This window comes from Bacillus sp. TE9106W (assembly GCF_054062215.1).
On record NZ_JBSSFA010000005.1, the window covers coordinates 225,105 to 251,488 of the forward strand.

16 protein-coding genes and 5 pseudogenes are annotated in these 26,384 nt (G+C 34.6%); 4 read left to right on the forward strand and 17 right to left on the reverse strand.

The features are described 5' to 3' along the window. Positions 1 to 39: 39 nt before the first annotated feature. The 5 genes and pseudogenes from ACVWY7_RS12420 to ACVWY7_RS12440 form a co-directional block, all read right to left on the reverse strand. Positions 40 to 1,476, reverse strand: a complete 1,437-nt coding sequence (locus tag ACVWY7_RS12420) for an MBL fold metallo-hydrolase (RefSeq protein WP_073523945.1) — start codon at positions 1,474 to 1,476, stop codon at positions 40 to 42. 66 nt (positions 1,477 to 1,542) lie between these two features. Next, the gene (locus ACVWY7_RS12425) at positions 1,543 to 2,742 is read right to left on the reverse strand and encodes an FAD/NAD(P)-binding oxidoreductase (RefSeq protein ID WP_000857336.1); all 1,200 of its coding nucleotides are present in this window, start codon (positions 2,740 to 2,742) and stop codon (positions 1,543 to 1,545) included. 248 nt (positions 2,743 to 2,990) lie between these two features. After that, on the reverse strand, positions 2,991 to 3,173 hold the full coding sequence (locus ACVWY7_RS12430; RefSeq protein WP_000877664.1) for a helix-turn-helix domain-containing protein: 183 nt from the start codon (positions 3,171 to 3,173) through the stop codon (positions 2,991 to 2,993). Between the two features lie 138 nt (positions 3,174 to 3,311). After that, positions 3,312 to 3,437 (reverse strand): annotated as a pseudogene (locus tag ACVWY7_RS12435) (M4 family metallopeptidase); the annotation flags it as partial. 138 nt (positions 3,438 to 3,575) lie between these two features. Further along, positions 3,576 to 3,758, reverse strand: a pseudogene (locus ACVWY7_RS12440) (Gfo/Idh/MocA family oxidoreductase); the annotation flags it as partial. Between ACVWY7_RS12440 and ACVWY7_RS12445 the strand changes: the two are divergent. Both ACVWY7_RS12445 and ACVWY7_RS12450 read left to right on the forward strand, forming a co-directional pair. Further along, positions 3,758 to 3,880 (forward strand): annotated as a pseudogene (locus tag ACVWY7_RS12445) (YolD-like family protein); the annotation flags it as partial. The pseudogenes ACVWY7_RS12440 and ACVWY7_RS12445 overlap by 1 nt on opposite strands. 43 nt (positions 3,881 to 3,923) lie before the next feature. Further along, positions 3,924 to 4,298, forward strand: coding sequence for a hypothetical protein (locus ACVWY7_RS12450; RefSeq protein ID WP_001161892.1), 375 nt, complete (start codon positions 3,924 to 3,926; stop codon positions 4,296 to 4,298). A gap of 95 nt (positions 4,299 to 4,393) precedes the next feature. Here ACVWY7_RS12450 and ACVWY7_RS12455 read toward each other — a convergent pair whose 3' ends face one another. Further along, positions 4,394 to 6,376, reverse strand: a complete 1,983-nt coding sequence (locus ACVWY7_RS12455; protein WP_000472749.1) for a methyl-accepting chemotaxis protein — start codon at positions 6,374 to 6,376, stop codon at positions 4,394 to 4,396. An 891-nt stretch (positions 6,377 to 7,267) separates the two neighbouring features. On the opposite strand from ACVWY7_RS12455, the pseudogene ACVWY7_RS12460 reads away from it, so the two are divergent. After that, positions 7,268 to 7,587, forward strand: a pseudogene (locus ACVWY7_RS12460) (IS4 family transposase); the annotation flags it as partial. 233 nt (positions 7,588 to 7,820) lie between these two features. On the opposite strand, the gene ACVWY7_RS12465 reads toward ACVWY7_RS12460, so the two are convergent. Together ACVWY7_RS12465 and ACVWY7_RS12470 are read right to left on the reverse strand one after the other, a co-directional pair. Continuing rightward, positions 7,821 to 8,327, reverse strand: coding sequence for a GNAT family N-acetyltransferase (locus ACVWY7_RS12465; RefSeq protein WP_000469437.1), 507 nt, complete (start codon positions 8,325 to 8,327; stop codon positions 7,821 to 7,823). A gap of 284 nt (positions 8,328 to 8,611) precedes the next feature. Continuing rightward, positions 8,612 to 8,811, reverse strand: a pseudogene (locus ACVWY7_RS12470) (ABC transporter ATP-binding protein); the annotation flags it as partial. A 229-nt stretch (positions 8,812 to 9,040) separates the two neighbouring features. On the opposite strand from ACVWY7_RS12470, the gene hfq reads away from it, so the two are divergent. After that, on the forward strand, positions 9,041 to 9,226 hold the full coding sequence (hfq, locus tag ACVWY7_RS12475) for an RNA chaperone Hfq (RefSeq protein WP_073523950.1): 186 nt from the start codon (positions 9,041 to 9,043) through the stop codon (positions 9,224 to 9,226). A 481-nt stretch (positions 9,227 to 9,707) separates the two neighbouring features. Here the strand turns inward: hfq and ACVWY7_RS12480 are convergent, their stop codons facing one another. The 9 genes from ACVWY7_RS12480 to ACVWY7_RS12520 all read right to left on the reverse strand — a co-directional run bounded on the left by ACVWY7_RS12480 (position 9,708) and on the right by ACVWY7_RS12520 (position 26,345). After that, positions 9,708 to 10,001 (reverse strand): ArsR/SmtB family transcription factor, encoded by a 294-nt coding sequence (locus tag ACVWY7_RS12480; protein ID WP_000207874.1) that lies wholly within the window; start codon positions 9,999 to 10,001, stop codon positions 9,708 to 9,710. 84 nt (positions 10,002 to 10,085) lie between these two features. After that, entirely contained in the window at positions 10,086 to 10,517 is a 432-nt protein-coding gene (locus tag ACVWY7_RS12485) for a disulfide bond formation protein B (RefSeq protein ID WP_000022652.1), read from the reverse strand. A gap of 43 nt (positions 10,518 to 10,560) precedes the next feature. Then, a complete protein-coding gene (locus tag ACVWY7_RS12490) occupies positions 10,561 to 10,848 on the reverse strand; it encodes a hypothetical protein (RefSeq protein ID WP_000084568.1) in 288 nt (95 codons plus the stop codon). 75 nt (positions 10,849 to 10,923) lie between these two features. Further along, complete coding sequence (locus tag ACVWY7_RS12495; RefSeq protein ID WP_001004895.1) at positions 10,924 to 11,124, reverse strand: hypothetical protein; 201 nt, start codon at positions 11,122 to 11,124, stop codon at positions 10,924 to 10,926. A gap of 55 nt (positions 11,125 to 11,179) precedes the next feature. Next, positions 11,180 to 11,815, reverse strand: a complete 636-nt coding sequence (locus ACVWY7_RS12500; RefSeq protein WP_000816029.1) for a thermonuclease family protein — start codon at positions 11,813 to 11,815, stop codon at positions 11,180 to 11,182. 454 nt (positions 11,816 to 12,269) lie between these two features. Next, positions 12,270 to 12,977 (reverse strand): 4'-phosphopantetheinyl transferase family protein, encoded by a 708-nt coding sequence (locus ACVWY7_RS12505; protein ID WP_000573883.1) that lies wholly within the window; start codon positions 12,975 to 12,977, stop codon positions 12,270 to 12,272. Positions 12,978 to 13,143: 166 nt separating this feature from the next. Then, positions 13,144 to 13,872: a thioesterase II family protein gene (locus ACVWY7_RS12510; protein WP_000253752.1), complete on the reverse strand. Its 729-nt coding sequence runs from the start codon at positions 13,870 to 13,872 to the stop codon at positions 13,144 to 13,146. Positions 13,873 to 13,969: 97 nt separating this feature from the next. Beyond that, a complete protein-coding gene (gene abc-f, locus ACVWY7_RS12515) occupies positions 13,970 to 15,823 on the reverse strand; it encodes a ribosomal protection-like ABC-F family protein (protein WP_073523951.1) in 1,854 nt (617 codons plus the stop codon). 67 nt (positions 15,824 to 15,890) lie between these two features. Continuing rightward, complete coding sequence (locus ACVWY7_RS12520) at positions 15,891 to 26,345, reverse strand: amino acid adenylation domain-containing protein (protein WP_456523815.1); 10,455 nt, start codon at positions 26,343 to 26,345, stop codon at positions 15,891 to 15,893. Between the last annotated feature and the right edge of the window lie 39 nt (positions 26,346 to 26,384).

A 26,384-nucleotide genomic window follows, 5' to 3' on the forward strand; every position in this document is an offset into this window, starting at 1 on the left:
CAATTTTCCTTATCGGATAAATTAATAAAAATTATTTCCCTACACATTGAGATTGCATGTTGTATAAGGAAGCTCTTCTTTTTTCCATGCAAGAAATCCTCCCTTTAAATTAATTACTTCTTTTATATTAGCTTTTTGTATAATACTAGCTGCTATAGCGGAACGCAATCCGGTTCGACATTGTAAAACGATTGGGCAATCTTTTGGTATACAATCTAACTGCTTAAATAGACTTCCTAAAGGGATATGTATTGCCTCATGAAGGTGTCCTTCCTCCCACTCTTTTTTACTACGAACATCGATTACCTTAACCCTTCCATCTTTTATATGCGGATATAATTCAATCGATGTTTTTTCTTTGTAACTTTCTAATCTATTAAATCTTTGTATTACCTTTACAGGTACAAAAGCAATAATATTATCTAGCCCAATAGATTCAAAGTCTCTAATAACCTCCTCTACTCTAACCTTTTCCTCATCTAGAATGATTAAAGTTTCTGTTTTATAATCTAGTAACCATCCACACCACGTTGTAAAGGAATTGTTATAAGGTATGTTAATTGATTTCTCTATGTGACCAGAAGCAAAACTCTCTACATCCCTTATATCAACTATTTGCTGAACGTTTCTCATAGCTTCTTGAAGTTTTTCTACTGTATTGATAGCAATAACTTCTCTCTTCTTACGAATTGGAGGACCATACTTATTTAAATTCTTCATTAATGAAAAATATTTTGGAGGCTCTGGCTGTCCCGTCAATAAAGTCGATACAAAATCACCTTGTTCATTACACTGAAATGCCCAATTGAACATCTTTTCATAACCTAATGTAGAAGTTGGGATTGCTCCTAATGCTTTTCCACATGCACTTCCTGCACCATGTGATGGCCATATTTGCAAATAATCAGGGAGTATTTTTATTTTTTGTATAGAATCAAATAATTGTTTCGCTCCAATTTTTGCAGTATCTTTCATACCTACAGCAGTTTCTAATAAATCGGGTCTTCCTATATCTCCAACAAATATAAAATCACCTGTGAATATTCCTATTGGCTTATCATTCGTATAGTTATTTTGACTTGTATCAGTTACTAAAAAAGAAATACTTTCAGGTGTATGCCCTGGTGTGTGAATTACATTAAATTTTATATGACCTACTTTAAACTCTGTGCCCTCTCTAACCAAATTGTATTGACCTTCGTTAAGATATTGATATTTCCAATCACAATCACCTTCATCAGATACATATAAATTGGCATGATAAAGAGTAGAAAGTTCTCTAGACCCAGAAAGAAAATCTGCATGAATGTGAGTTTCAGCCGCAGCAATTACTTCCATCCCCTCTTTCTTAGCAAATTCTATATATTGTTCTATATAGCGACCTGGATCAATTACAATTGCTACGCCTTCCTTCTGACAACCGACTAAATAAGAAGCGTGTGCTAATTTTTCATCATAAAAATATTTTAAAAGCATAGCTATTCCCTCCAAATAGTTATTTCAAATTACTTTTCAATATTTGTAACCGTTTTCTCCCTTCCCCTATAGCATCCCTTTCAACATAAAATTCCAATACATATACGGCAACATATATCTTTTAAGTAAAAACATACTATATCGTTCTTTTGCTTGATTAAACGGAAACGTTTCTTGAGGCTCATGTTCATAGTTAAATTCAGCGAGTATAAGACTTTTATAACCTGTAACAATGGGGCAGGATGTATATCCATCATATTTAGCATGCAAGTCTCTTCCGTTAAGTACGTCCATAATATTTTGTTTTAATACAGGTATTTGTTTTCGAATTGCCGCTCCAGTTTTAGAGGTGGGTAAATTGGTACAATCTCCGAGTCCGAAAATATTCTTATACTGTACATGTTGCAAAGTATAAGGGTTTATATCTACCCACCCCTGAGAATCACTTATTTCACTCTCTTTAATAAAATTAGGTGGCCCCATTGGTGGAACAACATGGATCATACTGTATGGTACGGTTTCTCTTTTCAGTGTTTGCGTATCTTCAAAAATTGCTTCTCTCTTTTCGGCAATAATTTCTACTAAGTTTTTATTATAATTCGTTATAATTTGCTTTCTTTCTAGTACTTGTTCTAATGTATTAGCATATCGTGGAACCTGAAATATGTTAGCATTCGCAGTATAAAACATTACTTCACTTTTGTTTCTTACACCGTTATTAGAAAAATACTCTTCTGCTAAATACATAATCTTTTGTGGAGCACCACCGCATTTAATAGGAGTATTTGGGTGGGTAAAAACCGCATTTCCTCCTTTAAATTTTTCAATTTCTCTCCAAGTAGAATCAACATATTTATAAGAGTAATTGCTACAAACCCCGTTAGTTCCAATAGGCTCTTTTAAACCTTTAATACCGTCCCAATTTATTTGTATACCGGCTGCTACAATAAGAATTTCATACTCAAGCAGCAGTCCATCATCTAAAATTAGCTTATTTTCATCCGGAAACAACTTAACAACACTTTTAGGGATCCACGTTGCCCCTTTTGGAATAAGCAATTCTTGATCACGCACTGTACTTTCCTTTGATACAATTCCTCCCCCCACTAAACTCCATAGTGGTTGAAAGTAATGTTTTTTTGATGGATCAATAATTGCTATACTTTCTTTCAATAGGGGTACATTTCGTAACAAATGTGCAGTAGAAGATATTCCAGCAGTCCCAGCACCAATTACAACAATTTTATAACTATCTCTGGTCTTCATTATCCTCTTCCTATCTAAAATTGATTTTTAAAATAACTAATTAGTAGCCGTATTTTCATCGTAGTAACATTATTATAAGTTAAAAACACTATGTATTTTTTGATTAAAATGAAAATTTTGTTAATTTAATCGTCAATATTAATTTATGCGTAAATCCCCTATGTTACTTCCATCTTTTATATTTCTCAACGCTAGTCTTTGTCCTATCTTACTTTAATTACAGTTTCTCTCTACGCTCAAATTTATCTTTATCTCCTTTTCCAAGAAAGTGCTTTTTCTAGGCCGTCTACACCATTCACTTCATAGCTTATTTTCCAAGCTCTAATCGTTCCAGGATTAACAGAAAACTTTGCCGTAATGTCAGCTATTGAATGATAACCATCTTTATAAAGAGCTAAAATCGCCAATTTTTCAGTTTTAGAATATTTCATTCTATCAATAAAAAATACTCCCCTTAGATAAACAGATTTTTCCTTTTTATCTGTCTACCTAATGGGGAGCATATCATTATACAAGTGTGTTCTTTTTTTAGTTTTAATAGATAAAATTCTTCGCCTATAGTAGCTAGGTTATTTTACACCGATCTGATTCCAAGCATTTTCTATGGCTTTATACGTTACACTATCATAACCATCATAATCAGCCGCAGATTGTAATAAAGCAGTACGAGCTTATTTAAAATCGCTAGAATGAGTTTCTATAAAATAAAGTTAAAATAATATTTCAGGTCAAAACATGCTCTTAGATATTTTGAAGATATTATTTTACTCATATCTGTTTTCTTTTCAGGCGCTCCTAATAACTAAGTTCTATTGAAACCTGAACTGAAATAATTCTTCCATAACATTTGTTTTAATTTTAGTACGAACGGTAGCCTTTCTAAAATCACTCTCGAACAAAAACCATAATAAGTCTATTAGATGGATTCCCAAATCTCCCAAGGCCCCACTAGTTTTATTACTTTGAAAATCATCTCGCCAAGTAAACGAAGTTCTCCTAAAAGCGCTATTCTTTTTATTTACTCACCAACTATATGACCGTTATCAATATAGATCCATTACATAGCTCTATCATATGTACTGATGCTTTCTATAATAAGATGACAATACAATTTCCTAATATAATAGACGTAAAATAGATTTAGGTGATTATCTTTGGAGTATTATAAAGGAGAATATAAAATGCAAGGGAATCAGATAAGAAAGAATACAGCGAGAACAATTACTCATAATGATATAGATAACTATCCCTATTTAAATATACCTATGATTATCAACGAGAAAGATGGAATAATTTACGAGGTTTTAAGCACTGGTTTTCATAATAATAATGCAGTAGCGCTGATAACGACAGATGGTTTCACTACAACTAGGGTAAATACACCGATTGTAACAGTAAAAAACAGTGATGGTAGTATTCAAGTATTCCGCTTACCTTTAGAATTGGAATATTGGGTACTTTCATGTATGTACGCTGCTTCAACAGGGAGAAATCCGTTCCCATGTAAAGTTGCTTTTGGAATCATTGATACTAAATTTCATGTAGAATACAAGTGAAAAAGGAGCAAATTAATTTGCTCCTTTTATCGTAATAAGATTTTTAACTTCTATCCTTAAACACACTATCTAGGATTCTATCTTAGAATCTGAACTTATATGTTAAATCCACCAATTAATTCTTGAAGTTCTTCGGCCATCTGTGCTAATTGTACTGCTGAAGAATTTATCTCTTCCATAGAAGCATGTTGCTCCTCAGATGAGCCGGCTATCGTTTGCATACTTGAAGAATTCTCTTTCACAGCCATAGATATTTGATTAATTGATGTATCGACTTTCATTGCATCACTTGTCATTTTATTTGATAATTCCACCATACCGTGTACTTTTGACACAATATCATTTGCAGATTTTGAAATTTCATAAAAACTTTGTTTTGTATCATTCGCAACCTGAAGCCCCGACTGCACTTCAACTCCTACTTCATTCATAGCTTTTACAGTCTCATGTACATCTGCTTGTATTTCATTAATTAAACTTCCAATTTCCATTGAAGATTCGGATGATTGCTCCGCTAACTTCCTGACTTCATCGGCAACAATGGCAAATCCACGCCCCTGTTCTCCTGCTCTAGCCGCTTCTATTGCTGCATTTAATGCTAATAAATTTGTTTGTTCTGCAATAGTTTGAATTGCTTCTAGTATACTTCCAATTTGCTGCGATTTCTTATCTAATAATTTAATTACATTATCGGATTGAGAAACAGAATGATGTATAGACTGCATTTGCGTTACAGTTTGTTCTACTAATTGTTCACCCTCATTCGCTTTTTGTTTTGTGTATAAGGATGAGGCCGATACTTCAGAAGCATTATCAGCTACGCATTGAATGTTACGCGTTACCTCACCAATTAATTCCGCTCCAGACGCCACTTCATTATTTTGAACTTCTGCACTATTCGATATTTCTTCCATTTCTTTTGTAATTTGTTCTGTCGCAACACTTGCTTGCTCTACGCTAGCAGTTAATTCCTCAGACGAAGCAGCCACATGTCCTGCAGATGTGTTAATTTGAGAAATTATATTACGTAATGACTCTGCCATTGTGTTGAAACTACCACCTAATTGACCAAGTTCATCCTTTGAACGAATATCTATTTTCTCAGTTAAATCTCCCTGACTAATTCTTTGAGCTGAAATAACTAATCGTTTTAGTGGATTAATAATAGATTTAAGAATGAAGAAAATTACAATTCCACCTAACAATAATGAAGCCCCTATTATAGTGAGCGTTTTATAAAAAATAGGATTGGTAGCCTCTTCAATTTCTTTCGTAGGCATTATACCAGCTATTTTCCAACCTGTTTTTTTGTTTGTCTTAAAGCTTATGTTTCGATCCTCACCATTAAGGCTATAAGTAATTACTCCATCTTCTTTCTTATATAGATCATCTGCTAATGATTTCTCTAATTTCTCACCTGGCTTACGTGTAGGATGAACAACGATAGTCTTATCTTGACTTACTATAGATACAAAGCCCTGTTTTCCTATTTTTATCATTTTAGAAGTTTTTACGATATCATCAATATTTAAGTCCACACCAATGACACCACTTTTATCTGCATTTTGCTTTGCAATTGCTATTACCATATTTCCTGTAGACTTTGATTTATAAGGAGAGGAAACAATAATTTCTCCATTGGCTTTTACTGCATCCTTATACCAACTACTTTCTAATGGATTAAATCCTTCTGGTATTTTTCCAACAGGTGCTTGAATAAATTGATTATTACTGGATGTAGTATAAATTGTTTCTATCTCTGGATGTAACTGTTTATATTGTTCAAATTTACTTTGTACATTTTGCAATTGGTCAGCGTTATAATCACTTTGTGTAAGTATCTTTGCAAAATAAGTTACATCTACATGTTTATTTTCTAATTCATCATCAACTATCTTATTTAAAATACTCACATTATCTTTCGCAGTTTGTAGAATTGTATCATTAAGATCTGTTTTCGACTCATTATAAGATGTTATTCCCACAATAAGACTTGGTATAATTAATATTGTAATAAATGCCATAGACAACTTCGTTTTAAGCTTCATTTGTTCTAATCTTTCTTTTATTTTAAACACTTTCTACTTCTCCCTTTCATTCTAACAGCTGATATAGTTTATTTAATCGTTTGCTCCTTTATTTTTTCTACATTCATTTATGGTATCATTCGATATAAAATCACCGTTATATCCTTTTAAATATATCTTCACATATAACAATTTAATTTTTACAAGCGGAGTTTTATCTATCCACCTTTCGAATATGTTATTTTCTATATTAAGTAATGTTAAGACTACAAATTATTCTAAATTACCTAGATGAAACATGGAATTCATTTAAATAATGACTTTTGACTTTGATGGAATCACAAGTTTAATCTAGAACAATTCAACTTTGATGAAATCCTTACCATAATAAATTTTCTAAAACTTAACTAAGTGAATTTATTTTTGGATAATTATACTTAATAGCCTTTTAACCACTCTAACCGCTTCACTTCATTTGTTTATTCATTTATTTACTACAACCACTTTTGTATTATTGGATACTAAACCATAAATTCTAAATAGGAGAATAAAATAAATTGGAGAACTTCATTGTAACACGTGTCCATAAGTTTTAAATATTAAAATTAAAAAATATTTTTTCATTATCTTCTCTTCTTGAATTACTAATAATAGATTGCGAGCTTTTTTGGGCTAGCATCTATATCAGGGTATTACAAAGATTAAAATGAATAACAGCATCAATCCATATGTATTTTGCGAAATAAACTGTTTTGAACTACCTCACTGCTGAATTACACTTGGATGAACCTTTATAGATTTTACACATCTCTTCGCTCCATCATTTCCATCTAAATACCTTCTTACTACCATTACTTTTTCCTCTCGTAAAAATTTAGCTATAAAAAAGTACACCCCAATTGTTGTTAGTGTCTAACATTTGGGGTGTACTTCAATTAAGGAAAACTTGAATGTCATTTATACGGACAATTAATCAGTACCTTTCTTGATTCCTCCACCATGTTTCAAATGCGCCAATTAATCCTCAGCAAAAAGGAGTGAGAATTAAGCGAATATAAAGCGATTTATATCATAAAAGATTATTTTTCACTTCTTTATCAATCTTTACAGAAGACACCTAAGAATTAACAAAGATATTGTTTCCTCTGTTTAATCTCTTACAGAAAAACGGACGAAAATCCCATAGGTATAAGAAGAAAACAGTCATTGATATCTTAGGCATCGTATATAATTTTTCCATGTTCCACAATCAGGTAGTTTAATCCCAAAAAATGAAGCCCGATAGGGTTTATTTAGTATGCAAATTTTTAAAGAACTTACACTGGATCTTTAGAAAAAAGAAAAAATCTTACATGAAATTAAACTTGTATAATGTTAGCTTGATGGGCATAGAGCACCACCCACATTTTAATTATTTTATAGACCAAGCAATTCCCCAAAAAATGGTAGCACAATTTTAATTATGATTTTGATTTTAATAATGCGTTCTGAGACACTACTCTTCTTCTAAAATAGCGTAATAATATTCATCCCACCATTCATTTCCATGGGGTATACACTTCTTGAAATAGCCTTCTCTCCTCATTCCAATTTTCTCCATCACTCGATACGATGGGGTATTTTCTGGCTGACATGTAGCTATAATTCTATGTAATTTCATTTCCTTAAACCCATATTTCAATGTAGCTTGTGCTGCTTCAGAAGCATATCCTTTATTGAAATATTTAGGATTGAATACCCAACCAATTTCATAAGTATGCTCGCCAAAATATTTATGAAAAACAATATGACCAATCAGAATATTTTCATCTATCAGTATTACAGGAAAGTTCTCAGCATTTTCACCCATATTTTTATTTACAAAGTTTCTTGTATCTTCTTCAGTAAAAACCCCTTCAGGTATGTATTTCATAACATTGCTATCTGATGTATACTCATGAACAGCTTCCCAATCCTTGAATTCAAATTTCCGTATTAGTAATCTTTCTGCTTCTATAAACATTTACTTTTCTCCCCTCAAAAAATCGTTACTTTATTTCAGATTCACATTTAATCCTTAAAAAAAGAACTTGCAGGAATCTCTACAAGTTTTTTTGTATCAGGTGAATATATGGGACAAACAAACTATCTTACCGATTCATCATAGAAACTACAGAGGTAGTACTTTGACAACTATATTATATAACAAATATTAACATCCGTAGATTTTATTTTTGAAAATTATGTTAATTAAGAACGAAAGTATCCTTTTCCTTAACTATTCTAGCTTCTATTCACTTAAATAAACTACTCAGTTTGATTTTTTAAAACTTCTTGAGAATGCGTAACAACAATTACACAATTAACTTCTTTATGCGTGAGTTCCGGGAACACTCAATAATTTTATTTGCTGTTGGTTCATCAGCAATAAATAAAACAACATAGGAAGATAGTGCTCTAGCAATTACTGCACGTTGTCGGTATTTGCCACTTAATTGAATTAAATTAAATGAACGTTGCTAAGTATAAAGAATATGTTTACTTTTATTCTAAAAATCCCTATTATTTGGGGTTTTTAATTGTCCATGATTCAGGGTACAGTTCATTACTTCATTGTAAGGGCTTTTATTTTTTATAAAAATCCATCCTAGAAATGTTATAATTACTCCATTCCTCTTATATTCATAAGAAGAATTTAAAAAGATTAGAATATTTAAAGAGAGGAGGTAACTATTAATGTATACACAAGACAATTTTTATAAAAAATTAATTGAGGAACAAAGAATAGTAAATATTATCCTAATCAACGGAGTTAGAATACCTGGAATCATTATTGCTGTGGATAAATTTTCAGTGCTGATCTCCAGCAATGGAAAGCAACAATTCCTATATAAGCAAGCAATTTCAACGGTCGCTTTATAAAATACCGTAAATTTTGATGTTTCATTATTAATATTCTCCACTTTAAAATTAAATTTGAATTATATTATATTGTATGAAACAATAAAAAAGGAATCCTTATTAAAAGGATTCACCCCAGGAAAATATAGAGAGATACATAATTAAAAAAAATTACGTATATTATAATATAAAAACAAACAAAACATATTGAGAAACAAATAATTAGATTGAATATTCTAAGTATTAACCATAAAATGAGTATGAGTCGAATAGCAACTAATCTCTAACCCTTGTATGAAAAAGAAATCGAGTATCATGATCTCTTTTTCATACGTAATTTTAGCCTGTGCATACAGGCTCTTTTTATTTGATAGAAAAGAAAAATGTTTGCTATACTAAATGCGCACAAATATATGCAAAATCACAAATGAAAGAAGGGCAGCCTGGCATATCTGCCCTTCTTTCATTTTTATTAACATAATCTTCTATTTAGCTTAAATTTTTACAAACCTAGTACACTGACAATCTGGCATGCCTTTAAATTATCAATATGATAGTACATCTCTAATCCCCTTCTTTCTGAACGCAGGATCTTCCCACGCATTTTAGATAGATGCTGTGAAACAGTAGATTGAGGTACCTCTAATAGCTCTGTTAACTGTGTTACATTACAAACTTTGCGATATTCTAGTTCTTTCACGATTTGTAATCTAACTGGATGAGCCATAATCTTTAATAATTCTACATCCGCTTCTGGAATTTTGCACATTTCATTACTTACTTGTATTGTTGTCATTTTTTATTTCTCCTTTTGCATTTCTTTTTGTTTTTATTATCAATTTATGAGCATTTTTAGTTTGTTTAAATATATATTTCACAATTACTTTGTTGCTCGATCTTTTGTCTCTCTATCAGGTTTAATACATAGAAGGATTATTATGGCTAAAAATCCAACAAAAGATAGCATAGGAATCGAGATGAAGCCAAACAAATTCAAGTAATCTTCCGTACAAGAAACGCCTACTGAACACATCTTCAATTCACTTGTAGGAAAAGCCTGAATCGTGATTTGATAAACGGCTACTAATAGGCCAATACAGGCAAATGGAAATGCATATGTACTTACATGTGCATCTTTTCTATACATACCTATACCTAATATGAATACTAATGGATACATGGCCATCCTTTGATACCAGCACAAATCACATGGAGGCAGCTTCATCCATTCACTAAAAACCAAACTTATGAGCATTGCACTAGTAGCTATCATCCAAGCAATTGCGATGTGATACTTTCGAATGATTGACATCCCATATTCCCCTCACCTGTCTTATTAGAATGTAAAACGTTTGCTAATATATGACTAGTTTATTTCCGTGTTTGGAGTACCCTGTTTCAATAGAAAGTATCCAATCGTTGATATCTTCCCAATCATAACCCTTCTCTTTTAATTCTAAAGGGAAAAGATTCTCAAAATCATCACGTATTACATATATGGTTTCTAATGCTTTTTCTAGCTGACCAAATCTATATACAATATGTGTATGTACTCTTTTGTTTTTCTTTTCTGCTACAGCTAAATATACATACCGTCTTTCTCTCGCTAAAACAAACTTCAAAAACCCAGGTACTTGACTCACCTTTCGCACTCCTTTTTTGTTTTCCATACCCTAATTAAAAGGAAAAGGGTATGGAAACTATTAAGTCTTACTTTACTAATTTAATAAATGCCCCGTTTTTTTGATTTGAAAATACAAGAAGACGCTCATCATTACAATATTTATTACACCAGCTGCAGCACCAATTTTGAAGATAACATACACACATTCATTACTACTAAAAGGTAATAAACTCGCGAAAATAAATAAAATTGAAATGATAAAGGATAAGAGCATATTTCTTTTGTTTTCATTCATTCATAAAACCTCCATTTTGTATGAATATTTGTATTTATTGCAATGGATTATGGTGCTAAGCTGCATCATTACGGTTATAATGATGTTTCTCTTCATCCACATACCCTTTTATGCTCCACACACCAGTTTTTGACGCCTTTGCCTCTTTTTCGCTTTCTAGCATTTGTGGAAGCAGTGAAGTGTTAGGTTTTGAAATGTAAGCTACAATACCATATCCTGATTTGACCATTAATTCGTTGATAAGTATTCCTTCACAAAATACATATGCCAATTTCCTGCCATACTTGTCCTCTTTTGGTCCATGATCATAGACCAATGTTACGCTTTTTCCTTTTAATTGTTTCTTTAAAAATAACGACGCTTCCTTTCCCATCTTTTGTGGTGGAATCTTCTGTGATACGGACTCGGGGGTATCCAATAACAGCAACCTTACCGTCTGTTTCTGCCCCTTTACGTTCACGTCTATCGTATCTCCATGTAATACCTTCCCTTTAACAGTCTCTAAGCCTTTTAATTTCCCCTTATAAGCTTCTGTAATATCAACAATACTTTTCCCTTCTACGTGCTGTTGTATCCCGTTTTGTACTGCTTGGGCAGGTCTCGAATCATTTTTTGTTTGAGTGGAATTGCTACATGCTGTCATTTGAAATACGAATGATGTTATACAAATAACCTTAATCCATTGTTTCATGCTGTTATATCCTCCCTAATCAAATAAAAAAATCACTTTATCTATACAACAGAATGCATGCTTCTATTATGTTAAAAAACGTCAATTCAAAAAGTAAGTACTCATCTCCCTACAATAGCTCCTCCTATAATAAATGCCACTAAAATCTCTAATAAATGATTTCATATAAATTCTTTCATCAATTCATCCCATTTCTTTTTAATTTATTAATTGTTGCTAATATCATCTGATAAATTCTGTATGCTATTTTTATTAAAACAAACAAAAAAGGACACACCTACGCTATGGTTCTGCGTAGGTGTGTCCTTTTGCAAGATAGATTTAGAAGTATTTTGATACTTTCATCATATCATAAATCTTATTAATTTTATATACAAAATTAATAATTATAAAACAGCTGTAGGTGAGGATGGTTTGATACTTACATTCATATAATCCAATTGATCACCTGTTACTAAAATAATACCTTTTTACCCAGTATTTTTTTCACTATACTAAAAAAATTAACATGTTGAGGATTAGCAGAAAAGCTATTATGCATAGCGCAAACTGATAACTTATACTGATCATCAATATCATATTGTCTAACAAAATATGGGGTTTTTTTATTGTTTTTTATTATTTTAATTTGTTTAAAATCCTGTTTTTTAACTAAAAAGGAATTCAGAGGAATTGTTAATCCTTCTCCTAAAGCTTTTACATAACTTTCCTTTATGGTCCAAAGATCATAAAAATAATCTAGTTGTCTTAGTGGATCTATAGAAAGCAAATCATTATATTCTACCTCTGCAAAAAAGCTTTTTGCTATATCGAATTCAATTGGCTTTATCAATTCAACATCTATACCAATTGAAAATTTATCTACAGCACAAACAACCCAATCACCCGAATGAGAAACATTAAATTCGAAATTAGAAAAATTATGTAAATACGGCTTTCCGTAAAGATTATTTTTGAATTCAATTTCTTCATTTGAAATACTATATTTTCGTATAATCAAACTTCTAACAAGAAGGTCCGCGATAAGCCCCCTATAACTATCTTCTTTCCTATGGAAGTTTTCAATCTTTTTTCGCTTTTCATTAGAAACATAACCTAGTAATTGTTTAAATAATCTAGTTTCTATTTTATTAGGAATTCTTACAATATATACTTCTATCATTTAAATTCCACCACCTTTATAAACCTTTTAAGTTTCTTTAATAGATGTGCAGGTACCAACGTGTAAAACTACGAGAAAATTGGAGAAGAAACAAGAGAAGTCATTCGCTTTTTGGTGTTTTTCTGATAATGCCCCTATAAAAAACATAGAAATATTAAAGTCTCATTTATAATATTTTACTTTGAAAATCGGATGAACTTAATGTTTTATTTATTATTTTAACAACTTCTTCTGTAAAATCATTAATAAAAAAGTGCCCTCCCTGATATCCATAAAAATAGCATTGTTTACTAGTATAATCAGCCCACTCTATCAATCTTTGATTATCTACTAGCTTATCATCGTAACCGTATAGAATAGAAATATTAAATGTAAAAGGACTTATTTTTCCTTTAAGCTCATAAGTTTCAACTAGTTTAAAGTCTGCTCTAATGATTGGGAGAAACATATCTAATATTTCATCATAAGATTGTAATTCTAATGGGATTCCTCCTAAGTCTACTATGTATTTCTTTAGTTCTTGATCTGGTAAAGTGTAACACTTTTGCTGATCTATAGTATGAACAGGTAGTCGCCCTGAGAAAAATGCATGTATTGGACTTATTCCTTTGACATCACGGATTTTCTGAATCATTTCATATACTAATAAAGCTCCCATACTATGGCCAAACATCGCAAATGGAGAACCATCTAAATTAGGTTTCATCAAATCGTAAATATCTAATACTGCTTCTTCCATACTTGTATATACGGGCTCCTTTAAACGTTTCCCTCTTCCAGCTAATTCAATAGGGATAATCTCGATATCCTTGTTTAAATAATCCTTCCAATTGTAGTAGGCTGACGAAGACCCACCTGCATGATGAAAACAAAAAAGCTTAATTTTTGAAACCATGTGTCATTCTCCTATTATCATTTATCTTTAAATATATTAGATTTATCAACATTAATTCATTTGAAAATTTTATACCTGAAATATACATGTACATAACTTAAAATTGCTTATAAGCCTGCTTTTTAATTTTGTCGATTTTTTGGTTAATTTCGTAAATTTTTGCTAAAAGCTCCTCTTGCTCTTCTTCATTTACAGGACTATCTGCCAAGTAATTCTGCCTCTTGATTTCCAAATAGAAAAGTTCATTCTGCATTTCTACTGTTAATTTTAATTCTCTATTTTTTTTCTCCTGCTCATAATCAGAATAAGAGCCTTCAAATACTCTTTTGTTTGTGCTTCCTAAATCTAGTATTCTATCTGCAATTTTTCTCAAAAAATATTTGTCATGTGAAACAGCAATTATCGTACCTGGAAATTCTTGAAGCGCCTCTTCAATCGTCTCTCTCGTCTCAATATCTAAATAATTATTCGGTTCATCGAGAATAAGTAAGTCGGCGCCGGAGAAATATAATTTTACAAAGGCGACCCTACATTTTTCACCCATGCTTAAATGAGATATTTTTTTGAGCACATTATCTCTTTTAAAAAGAAAACAGCCGAGAATTGTCCTTGCCTCTGTCTGAGTTAAATTAGGGATTTTCATAATATGCTCCAATATTGTATCACTTCCGTCCAGATCACTAAGCTCTTGTGAAAAATAACCAACCTTACATCTAGGATGAAGCTGTACCATTCCTTCTTCCGGCTGCTTCCGTCCTAAAATAAGCTGAAGTAGAGTAGTTTTCCCGGAACCATTTGGCCCAATTACAGCCAATCTCTCGGAGCGTTTCACATCTAAGTTAAAATCCTTAAAAAGAGTAATACCATCATATCCAAATGTCATTTGACGTATTTGCAAAAGACGTGAGGCTCCAAAAGCTGTTTCATGAAAATCAAGCTTCACTCGATCTGCTTCTTTGTACTTTTCTATTTTATTTTTCTCAAGGCGATCTAATGCTTTTTCAAGCGCCTTAAATCGTGAGGCGCTTTTCGTTGCCCTCGATGAGAAATTGTTTTTTTGCGCAGCAGAATCATCTTTTCCAGATGATTTTTGGGCTTGCTGAAACCATTGCTTATAACGGATAATTGACTCTAATAACTCTTTCTTTTTTTGTTCCTGTTTGGCGTAAAGTTTCTGATGAGTTAATATTTCGTGATCCTTCTGTTTTTTATATGCTGAATAACCGCCTTTATACTTTTTTGTTCCTTCTGCTGTCAACTCATACGTTACATCAGCCACCTGATCAATAAAATGTCTATCATGAGAAACAAACAATACGGTTGTATCACTAGCTTTAATCCAATTCGTAAGCCATTCAATTGCATCTTTGTCCAAATGATTGGTTGGTTCATCTAAAATTAAAAATTTTGGATTTTTGAGCATCGTCCTAGCTAATTGCGCCCTGGTTTTTTCTCCACCACTTAATTGACTATAAGGCATGTACCAGCTTGCTGGAGGCAACTGTAATTGACTCAGGTGCTTTTCAATTTCCGTTTGAAATTGAAAACCATCCATTGCCATAAAACGCTCATAAAATGTCGTGTATTCCTCCATCAAGCCCTCTAGCTCTTCTTTTGTTACAATCGACATCTTTTTTTGAAGCTCATCAATCTTCTTTTGATAAGTTGCCAGCTCAGGACGAACCAAACTAACATATTCATAAAGAGTCACATCCGCTAGTTCCTCCATCTGTTCAACCCATCCCCAAGCATCTGCAGGATACTTTCTCATAATTTTTCCCTTTTCTAATTGCACCTTACCAAATAGTGCTTTAAGCAATGTCGTTTTACCAACACCATTACTGCCAATAATGGCTACTCTCTGCTTTTCTTCTATATCTAAATGAACGTTTTCAAAAATCACCTTTTCATTTCTAGTAGCTTTACACCCTTCTGCTTTTAACATAAGCATTTTATCGTTCCCCCTTAAAACAATCCCCTCACCTTTCATAAGAAAAGTGAGGGTAATACCTATCCTATTAAATGTTTTTTATATGCATTTCTAAAAAATATCCTTTTTCCCTCATCATTGAAAATAGTTTCTTTATATAATCAACTGAAGGCTCTGGCCATTCAAAACCGCATTGTTTTAAATAGTGAACTGTTACATCACATTTACTTTTTACTACGGCACGATACGCCTCATTCTCCTTCACAATATAATAAGTAAATCCTAAAATCTTTTGATAGTTTTTTTCATTAGCATAGGATTCTACTAGCAATTCATACTCATGATCTGGCACCTTATTTATTTCAAATCCTCCTAAATTAAACATTTTCTGTATATTAATTTTATACGGATTATAAATATGAAAAACAGGCTTATTACTATAAGAGGAGGCAAGTTTTAAAATTGCTTCACTACATAAATCCACTGGTGAAACATCTAATAACTGGCCAACAATTTCCTCTGAAACAGCTCCTAGATGATAGATAGTTTCAAGTGTATTTGCGAATGCATTCTTCCTCAAATTCAATTGTACGCATCCATCTACGTGTCGCCCTGTAATCAATCCTATGCGATAAATAGTTGCATTCACCTCTTTACGAGCAACGGCCTGCATGACTTCATGCTCAGCTAAAAATTTACTTTTCACATAAACATTGTCATCTATCTCCTGCTCAATGAAAAAGTCTTCTTCAGTAAAAACTCTTTCCTCTTCACCTTTTGCGACATGACCTGCTACACTCATAGTCGAAATATAATGAAGTTTTTTATTGTCGCCTGCAAATTCCAATATTCTTTTTGTACCATTTATATTGAACTCTTTGAATTCGTTAAACTGTCCAAAGTGGTCCGTTTTAGCCGCGGCATGGAAAATATGCTCTGTCCGTTTTTTAATATCTTCGTACATGTCATAGGTTAAGCCGAATCGTTCTTTTGTTAAATCTCCAGCAACAATACTTAATCTGTCTGATGCTCGTTCTATCAAGTCAACACCCTTCGGAAAGTATTGTAAAAAGACTTGTTTGAGCCATTCTTCTGCTGTATATTGCTTATTTCCCCTTACTAAGCAGAAAATATGCCCCTGTGTTGTACGTAGTAACCTTTCCAGCAAATGAATGCCTAAAAATCCTGTTGCCCCGGTCAAAAATACGCCACTTTTACTATGCAACCTTTTATCATCAATCAAACAAAGCTCTGCTGGACGGACATATACACTATCATCGATTTGGTTTTCTTCTCTTTCCGTTTGATCACAGATAGCAGCTATCGTTTTTCCGTCAAAAAAGTCTTGAATCGATATATCCCAGTCCTTATCCATCGTTAAGGCAAGAATCTTTAAAATATTGATAGAATTTCCGCCAAGTTCAAAGAAATCATCATGAATCCCTATAGAAGTAGAAGGTATATTTAGAACTTCTCCCCAGATCTCTCTCATTTCGGTTTCAAGTTTCGTTCTAGGCTCTATTTGCTGCTCTGCATCATTTTTTGCTTGTATCGGTTTTGGCAGTGCTATTTTATCTACCTTTCCGTTTTCAGTTAAAGGAAAGTAGCCAAGCTTTATAAATTGTGAAGGAACCATATAATCTGGAAGCCTTTCTGAAAGCTGGCTTTTTATTTCGTCAACGAAAAATGGCTGATCACATATAATGTAGGCAATTAATCTTGCAGCTGTCGTACCCATATTATTTTGTAAAAGATAGACATCCTTTATGCCCGGCAACATTTTTATAGCATGGATAATTTCCTGCAATTCGACTCGATATCCACGTATGTTGATTTGCTCATCCGCTCTTCCAATGTATTCAATTTTCCCATCTGATGTCCATCGCCCATAATCTCCGGTTCTATATAAACGTTCTTTTGTAACCGGATGATGTATGAAACGTTCTTTCGTCTCTTCACGACGATTCCAGTACCCTTTTGCTAGGCCAGCTCCTGCAAGACAAATTTCTCCCGTTACTCCTATTGGTTGCTCTTGAAATTGATCATTGACAATGTATACCCGGCAATTATCAATTGGCATTCCAATAGTTATGTTAGAATCGCTGTCAATTACACTACTTGTGGAAACGACTGTATTTTCTGTTGGTCCATAATTATTGACAAGTTTATAAGAATGGGATTTACAGGTTTTCAACGCTTCACCGCCAGTTAAAAGGATGCGAAGTGAGCTGTTTGTCAAATAAGAAAATTGTTCGTAATAGGCCGTAGGCATAAATGCAATCGTAACTTGGTGACGTTCAATAAAATCATTTAGCTGATATATGTCCTGCCGTACATGAGCATCGACGATGTAAAGAGATGCCCCATAAGATAGACAAGGGAATATTTCCCATACAGAGGCATCAAATCCAAAGCCAGCAAATTTCAAACAACGATCGGCCTCTGTTAATTGGAATCTCCTTTGATGCCATTGAACCAAATTCATTAATGAACGATGCTCAATCATGACACCTTTTGGATTTCCTGTAGAGCCGGAAGTGTAAATCATATAAGCTACATCATACCCTTGTACTGTTATAGAATTGGACATTCCATTTTTCTCAAAATGATGGACATCCAAAAAAACCACTTCCTGTTCAAACCCTGTTAGCAAACTCTTATACTCAGATTCGGTCAGCAAGAAGGCAACTTCACTATCTTTCAAGATATAGTCGATCCGTTTTTTAGGATACGCTGGGTCTATAGGTACATAAACTGCTCCAGCCTGTAAAATACCGAAAATTCCTGCCAGCATATTGAATGATGGAGTTGTCATAATTCCAATCATCTCACCTTTTTTGATCCCTTGCTGCACAAGCCAATCAGCAATTGCATCAGCCTTTTCGTTTAATTCCTTATAGGTTAAAATATTATCCTGATGCACCGCTGCTACGCTATCTGGGTGATGTTCAGCCCATAATTTCATCATGGTGCACACCGTCTGATCAACCGACAATGGATAAGCAGTATCATTTACACGCTTAATTAATTGCTTTTCTTCATCTAAACGAAAATCAATTTCATACAAGTACTGTTCCGTTCCCATCAGATATTGCTTAATGAGCTCCACGTAGTGTCTAGCCATCCTATCAATGTTCTCTACACGGAATAGGTTTGTACTGTATTCAATATTGATGTGAAATTCACCGTTTAACTGAGTGACCTCAAATGTCAAATCAAATTTTGCTGTCTTTTGATCTGTTTGAAGCGGTGTCCATAAAGAAACTTCCTCTTCTGTATGAAACGAAAAGACTGTGTCAAATAATAAATTCCGATTAAGATTTCTTTTAATCTGTTTACGTTCAATGAATTCATCGAGTGGATAATCAGCATATTTCATCATACTATATACCTGATTTTTCACCTGCTCTAAAAAGCTAGCTATAGACATCTGTGGTGTTGTAACTGTTCTAATGGGCAGTGTATTCATTAATAGACCTATCGTATTTTCTAGGCCCATTTGACCTCTCCCTGAAACCGGCGTTCCTGTTAGAATGTCCGTCTGACCTGAATATCGATGAAGAAGTATCTGATACAATCCCAGGAACAAAACATAAGGTGTCATTTCCTGCTCTTGCAGCTTCTCTAGAAGACCACGTCCCATTTCTCGATCAATTGAAATCGATATATAATCTCCTTCAAACTGTTGAACCTTTGGCCTGCTAAAGTCAGTCGGTAGATTCAAAACAGGTAGCTGACCATCCAGAATAGATTCCCAATGATTATTCGACTGGCTGTAATCTTGTTTTTGTTTCCATACTGCATAGTCCTTATATTGCACCTGTACAACAGGAAGTTCGTTTTTTTCATCAATATACAGCGAGGAGAATTCATTTAGTAATATATCTATTGATACACCATCGCAAATTATGTGATGTATATCCAAAAACAGCAAATGCTCTCCATTGTCTATCTTCGCTATTTTTACTCTCATGAGAGGTGCTTTTTTCAAATTAAAAGGCTTAGTCCACGTAGAAATCCGTGAAGGCACCTCATCTGCATTCAGTATTTCTTCTTCTATATTTAAATCAGAGTTTGCATGAACTATCTGTACTGCTTCACCATTTTTCACCTGGAAAGAGGTTCGTAAACTATCATGACGTTCTATTATTCTTTTAATCACTTTTTCTGTCTTTTGTTTTTCTAGCTTAAATGGCACTTTTAGAACAATAGGCATATTATAGGTTGTGTCAGCGCCTATTAAATGACTAACTGCATAAATGCGTTTTTGTGCAGAGGTCATCGGATACTCTTCGGCCTCTTTAGCCACTGATATGATTTCTCTTTTTGCTTGGCCCGTTTTGTCAATTTTATTAGCAAGCTCTTTTAAGAGCGGATATTCAAAAATATCCTGTAAAGAAATTTTTGTAAATAGTTGCTTTCTGATTTTGTTCATTAAATCTATAGCTTTTAAGGAATGTCCACCAGCTTTAATGAAGTGACTATTTCTCCCAATTAGATTTGTCTCCAGCACCTCCTGCCAAATGGAAACGAGCGTCTTTTCAGTCTCTGTGCAAGGCGGTACATATGCTTCCTCTGTTTCTTTTTCAGGTATTGGAAGCAGCTGTTCATTTACTTTTCCGTTTGGCGTTAAAGGCAACTCATCTATTGTCATGAAATGCATAGGAATCATATATTCTGGTAGAGTTTGCGCCAGCTTTCGTCTTATTTTCTCTGGCTCACTCTCTTTCTTCCACACGATATACGCACATAGATTTACTTGTCCTTCCTCATCATGATGAGCCACCACATAGCCATTCTCGATCTCATCCAACTCCACCAGCTTCGCTGTAATTTCACCCGGCTCAATCCTCATACCTCGGATTTTGATCTGTTTGTCCAGTCTACCAAGATATTCGATTGTCTGATCTCTATGCCATTTGACAAGGTCACCTGTTTTATAGAGGCGCCCGTTTTGTTCGAATGGATCGGGCACAAAAGTACGATCCGTCTGATCTGGACGGTTCAAATAGCCCCTTGCAATACCTGCACCACCAATATACAGTTCACCAGGAATGCCTGATGGTACAGGGTTTCCTTCTTCATCGAGCACATAGACTTTTGTATTGTCAATGGGCGCTCCCAATTTAATTACCCCTCTGTCCGGTGGACAGGACCATACGAGTGTATCGACCGTCGCTTCGGTTGGACCATAATGATTGTATAAATGGTACCCTTGCGATGTAATTTGGTTAGCCAATTGAGGATCCAACTTTTCTCCACCGCAGATGACCACTTCTAAATTCTTAGCTTTTTTCGTTTGTCCAGCTAAAAGTGCACGTAAGGTTGCTGGAACAAATTGAGCTATGCGGATTTTGTGCTCATTCAAGAAATCGATTAGCGTTTCCTTTTGGAACACTACTTGTTCTTCCGCAATAACGACAACAGCTCCCGACATGAGCGGAATCAACGTTTCCTCCACACTAACATCAAAGGCAGAATTGGTCATATGGAGAATGGCATCTCCAGGAGCCACATGATATGTCCTTTCAAACCATTGCCATAAATTCAGTACACTGTGCTGTTCAATCAAGACGCCTTTTGGCTCCCCAGTTGATCCAGAAGTATAAATCATATAGGCTAGATGATGCCCTTCTGCCACTGAAGGTGGATTCGTTGTACGCTCTCCTTCCATCCCCTCATCCAAATAAATCACTTTGCCTGAGTATGAATCTGTTCTTTCCTTCAGCACCGACTGTGTAAGCAAAAGAGAGACAGCGCTGTCTTTCAGCATGTACTCAATACGGCTATCTGGATATTGAGGGTCAATTGGTACATAGGCTCCCCCCGCCTTTAAAATTCCCAGCATCCCGATGAGTAGATCAAATGATGGGCGAACCATGATGCCTACCAACATATCCGTTCCAACACCTTGTTGAATGAGGGCATGTGCTAGCTGATTGGCACGGCTGTTCAATTCTCCGTAGGAGAGGGATCTTCCTCTAAAAACAGCCGCTGTTTCCTCCGGACGCACCTCAGCCTGCTTTTCAAATTGAGCCGAGATAGATTGGTAGGAAGACATCGGTACAAAAGTATCATTCATGCTGGCCAATAGCGCTTGTTCCTCCTGGGAAAGCAACCCGATTTCGCCAATCAATTGATGTGGATCGGCCAACACCGTCTGGATAAGATGTTCAAAATTTTGGGCCATCTGTTCAATAGTCTCTTTTCTGAATAAACTTGTACTATATTCAAAATAGATGTCTAAATGGGAACTGTGTTCAAACACATCCAATGATAGATCAAATTGTACATTGGGATTGAAAACGTTTTGTATCTCCCATTGTGCAGCAATTTCTTCCTGTTCATGATGAAAAGAAAACATGGTTTGAATAAGAGGAGTACCATTTGTCTTCCGTGTCATACTAGTTCGATTCATAATCCATTCTACAGGATCCATATCACATTCGAAGGCTGCAAAACAATGCTCCTGTACTTTTGAGAAAAATTCATTTACTGGCTGTGCAGACTGTAAATGAGTCCTAATAGGTAATGTCTTGACAAACATCCCAACAGTTTTATCAAAAATCGCATGATTTCTCCCAGCAGAAGGAGTACCGACTACTAAATCTTTCTGCCCTGTATATTTAGAGAGCAAAAGCTGATACATTCCCAATAATAGTGAAAAGAGAGTTTGATTCTGTTGCAGAGCATACTTTTTCAATTGATTTGTTATTTCCTGATTAAGCGTTCTGATATAAAAGCCACCCTCTGGCTGTGTTCCACTCGTCTGCTTCTCATCAAAAGGCAATGTCAAAACTGGGATATCATCCTTAAACTGCTGCTCCCAATAGGAAACATCCGCATCCATCTCATGCTGCTTTTCCCAAACAGCATACTCCTTATATTGGAGCGCAAGAGGAGGCAGTGGCTGATTGTGTTTATACAATTCAATAAATTCCCGTATAAAAATCTCAATTGATTGACCATCTGATATGATGTGATGCATATCAATAAACAGCAGATGATCTCCTTGATACTCAAAAACACCCGCTCTTAACAGTGGCGCCTGATGAAGGTCGAATGGTTTTACCAATTTAGGCATAAGTTTGTCTAGCCCGCCTTCACATACTTTTTCTCTCATCACTTCTACATTGGCAGAAGAGTGGATTCGCTGTACCAGCTCATCCCCAACCATATCAAAGGAAGTTCTTAGGCTTTCGTGGCGTTCAACAAGCATATTAAGTGTGTTCTGAACACGCTCAATGTGTAAAGTATGAGGAGCCTTTAAAAGGAATGGCATATTATAGCTCTGCTCCCCGCCCTGTAAGTGACTGACTGCATATATCCGTTGTTGATTTGCAGAAGCTGGATAATGGTCCTGAGGTGGAGCTGGGAGAATACCAAGCACTTCTCTATTTTTTTCCTGTTCAATCATTATTGCCATTTCCTCTAAATAAGGATGTTCAAAAATCTTTTTAATCGACAATTTAACCGATAACTCTCTCTCAATGGCCGCTATCAGAGAAACCGCTTTGAGTGAATGACCTCCCACTTCAAAGAAATGGGTACTAATACTAACAGGAGTTACCCCTAGAATCTGCTCCCACAATTCTGCTAGTTTTTTTTCTACGATTGTTCGAGGTGCAATATATTCCTCCTCTTGATCTAACATTAGTTCAGGAGCTGGCAGTTCTTTTTCATTGGTTTTTCCGTTCAGCGTGATTGGAAGGTCGTTTAATGGAATGAAAAAGGAAGGCAGCATGTAATCAGGTAGCCGTTTAGCCAAAGCGTCCCTTATCTCCTTTGACTCTTTCTTGGTATCAGACACATAATAAGCGCATAGATATGTTTCATCTTGCTCGTTTTTTCTTTCCATAACATACGATTTTTTTATGTTAGGGACGAGTAATAATTGAGCCGCTACTTCTTCTGGTTCAATACGGAAACCTCGGATTTTCACCTGACGATCAATTCGCCCCATAAATTCAATAGCTCCATCAGGAAGCCACCTTACCAAATCACCAGTTTTATACATTCTCTCCTGTTCTTTAAACGGATGTGTGACAAACTTCTCGTCGGTTAAGTCAGGCCGATTCAGATATCCTTTGGCAAGAGCTTTTCCAGCTATGCATAGTTCACCAGGCAGGCCGATTGCTTGAAGTTGCCCATATTGGTTTAAAATTATGAGCTCTGTATCATTCAGCGGCTTTCCAATTGGAATAGTCCCTAATCTTTTATCAATAGATTGAATCTGATAAAAAGCGGCAAAAACAGTGCTTTCTGTCGGCCCATACACATGAATGAATTTGTTAGATCCAGATTCCTTTAAGGCTTGCTCGACAAAAGAAACCGTTACCTTTTCACCGCCGAACAAAACGGTATGAAGTCCATTAAAAGCGGCTGGATTTTCAGCAATGATTGCATTGAATAAAGCAGTAGTTAAAAACATGGTCGTAATCTTTTGTTCTACTAAGAATGTAGAAAGTTCTCTTGGCGACAGAATGATGTTTGGGTCAATAAGGATTAATTCTGCTCCGTTCAATAATGCTGCGAAAATGTCAAATACCGAGCCATCAAAAGATGGGTTAGATAATTGTAGAATACGATCCTCATGTGTCACATCTACATAATTCGTATTTACAGCCACTCTCATTACATTTTCATGTTTGGTGAGAATTCCTTTTGGCTTTCCTGTCGATCCTGATGTATAAATGACATAGGCAAGGTCTTGTACAGAGGATATAGAAGGAAGATTTTCACAATAGTCACCGTTATACATGTCATCTATAATCAGTACTTTTCCTGTATATATAATAGAAGGAAATATATCCGCATGCTTTTTTTGATCCGTGATAAGAATGGATATTCTCGAATCTTGAATCATATAATCTATTCGTTCCAGCGGATAATTTGGATCAATTGGGACATATGCTGCTCCTGCTTTTAAAATACCAAGAATGCCTATGATAAATGAGTGAGAGCGTTCCAGCATAACACCTACTAAGTCATTTGCTTGTACTCCAAGTCCTCGAAGCTTTTTAGCAAGCTCATTAGCGCGACTGTTTAGTGTTTCATATGTAAGCGATTCTCCATTGAATGAAACAGCTGTTTTATTAGGAAACCAAGCTGCCTGCTGTTCAAAGCGTTCATGAAGGGTGAGATTGTCTTCACCCCTATTGTAATTAGACGTTTGAAATGTTTCAGTTATAAGCCTTTTTTCTTTTTCATCAATTAGCTCTATTTCACACATCCTCATATCAGGAGCCTCAATAATCTGTTCTAATATACGGAAAAATCGTCTGCTTATGTTACGGATTTCATCATTTTCATATACGTTTTGATTAAAATGAAAAATGATGTATTGTTCCTTTGGAGCAACAGTTAAATGAAAATCATAATTTGTTTGCTCGGTATCATGGAATTCTTCTATGCGAAAACCAAAAAGTTCTTCTTCCTCTTCTGTTGAAGCATCATTAGACGGATAATTCTGAAAAACAAGCAAATGACTGAACAGATCTGTCTTAAATTCTGTCATTTTCTGAAGCTCAGCCAGAGAGCAATATGAATAGCGCTCAGACTCCAAGTTTGATTCTTGTACATTCTGTAGGAGCTGTGCAAAAGACATTTCAGGCTCCATCTTTATTCTGACCGGAATGGTATTGATAAACAATCCCACAGCATGCTCAATGCCTTCTAATTCAGGTGGTCTTCCAGATACTACTGATCCAAATACAACATCTTTCGATTGATTGTAATGACTGAGCAACAAAGCCCAAGTTGTCTGACATATAGTATGGACAGTGACTTTGTATTGCTTTGATAGATGTTCAAGACCTTGAAGCAAGTCATCATTTATTTTTTGATAAAACTCCCCTTTTTGAAAGCTTTTTTTTGTTGCTTTCTTGTAGAATTTCGGCATCTCTGTATTTGTCTCAAGTCCTTTTAAATATTCCCTCCAGTAGGCATGAGCCTTATCTTTGTCCTGATTTTCAATCCATTGAATATATTTACTAAAAGAAAATGATTTCTTCTCTCTCACCGGCTCCTGGTGCAATAACGTAGCATATATCTCAAAGAATTCCTCTAAAACCGCTCTAGAGCACCAGCCATCCAAAATAATATGATGATTCGTAAAAACAAGTATATGCTCAAGCTCGCTTAATCTCAGTACCTGTACCCGAAATAGAGGGCCAGTTACCAAATCAAACCCTTCCTTTAAATCAGACGCCAAGAACTGTTCGATAGCTTTCTCTTTATGAATCCCTTGTAAATGAGTATAGTCATGCATTTGGATGAACATCTCTCTATTTTTGAATACAACTTGTCGAGGACGGCTTAGCTTAGAATGAATAAAAACTGTTCGTAACAAATCATGACGCCTTACAAGAATATTTAGGCTATTTTCTGCAATTTCAAAATTAAACGTACCGGAAATTTTCAGAGCCGATTGGACACAGTACGCTTGAAAATCTTGATCTTTATCGCTTAAATGATGAAACAACATACCTTCTTGCATAGGCGATAGCGGGTAAATGTTTTGGAAATTTTGTTTATTTTTCATTTTTCCACTCCTTTTTCAATCATAGAGAGAGGATGCCCT

Bases quoted from the DNA above. Each gene is read 5' to 3' on its own strand.
- ACVWY7_RS12420 (WP_073523945.1), bottom strand. From the start codon at position 1,476: ATGCTTTTAAAATATTTTTATGATGAAAAATTAGCACACGCTTCTTAT.
- ACVWY7_RS12425 (WP_000857336.1), bottom strand. From the start codon at position 2,742: ATGAAGACCAGAGATAGTTATAAAATTGTTGTAATTGGTGCTGGGACT.
- ACVWY7_RS12430 (WP_000877664.1), bottom strand. From the start codon at position 3,173: ATGAAATATTCTAAAACTGAAAAATTGGCGATTTTAGCTCTTTATAAA.
- ACVWY7_RS12450 (WP_001161892.1), top strand. From the start codon at position 3,924: ATGCAAGGGAATCAGATAAGAAAGAATACAGCGAGAACAATTACTCAT.
- ACVWY7_RS12465 (WP_000469437.1), bottom strand. From the start codon at position 8,327: ATGTTTATAGAAGCAGAAAGATTACTAATACGGAAATTTGAATTCAAG.
- hfq (WP_073523950.1), top strand. From the start codon at position 9,041: ATGTATACACAAGACAATTTTTATAAAAAATTAATTGAGGAACAAAGA.
- ACVWY7_RS12480 (WP_000207874.1), bottom strand. From the start codon at position 10,001: ATGACAACAATACAAGTAAGTAATGAAATGTGCAAAATTCCAGAAGCG.
- ACVWY7_RS12485 (WP_000022652.1), bottom strand. From the start codon at position 10,517: ATGTCAATCATTCGAAAGTATCACATCGCAATTGCTTGGATGATAGCT.
- ACVWY7_RS12495 (WP_001004895.1), bottom strand. From the start codon at position 11,124: ATGAATGAAAACAAAAGAAATATGCTCTTATCCTTTATCATTTCAATT.
- ACVWY7_RS12500 (WP_000816029.1), bottom strand. From the start codon at position 11,815: ATGAAACAATGGATTAAGGTTATTTGTATAACATCATTCGTATTTCAA.
- ACVWY7_RS12505 (WP_000573883.1), bottom strand. From the start codon at position 12,977: ATGATAGAAGTATATATTGTAAGAATTCCTAATAAAATAGAAACTAGA.
- ACVWY7_RS12510 (WP_000253752.1), bottom strand. From the start codon at position 13,872: ATGGTTTCAAAAATTAAGCTTTTTTGTTTTCATCATGCAGGTGGGTCT.
- abc-f (WP_073523951.1), bottom strand. From the start codon at position 15,823: ATGCTTATGTTAAAAGCAGAAGGGTGTAAAGCTACTAGAAATGAAAAG.
- ACVWY7_RS12520 (WP_456523815.1), bottom strand. From the start codon at position 26,345: ATGAAAAATAAACAAAATTTCCAAAACATTTACCCGCTATCGCCTATG.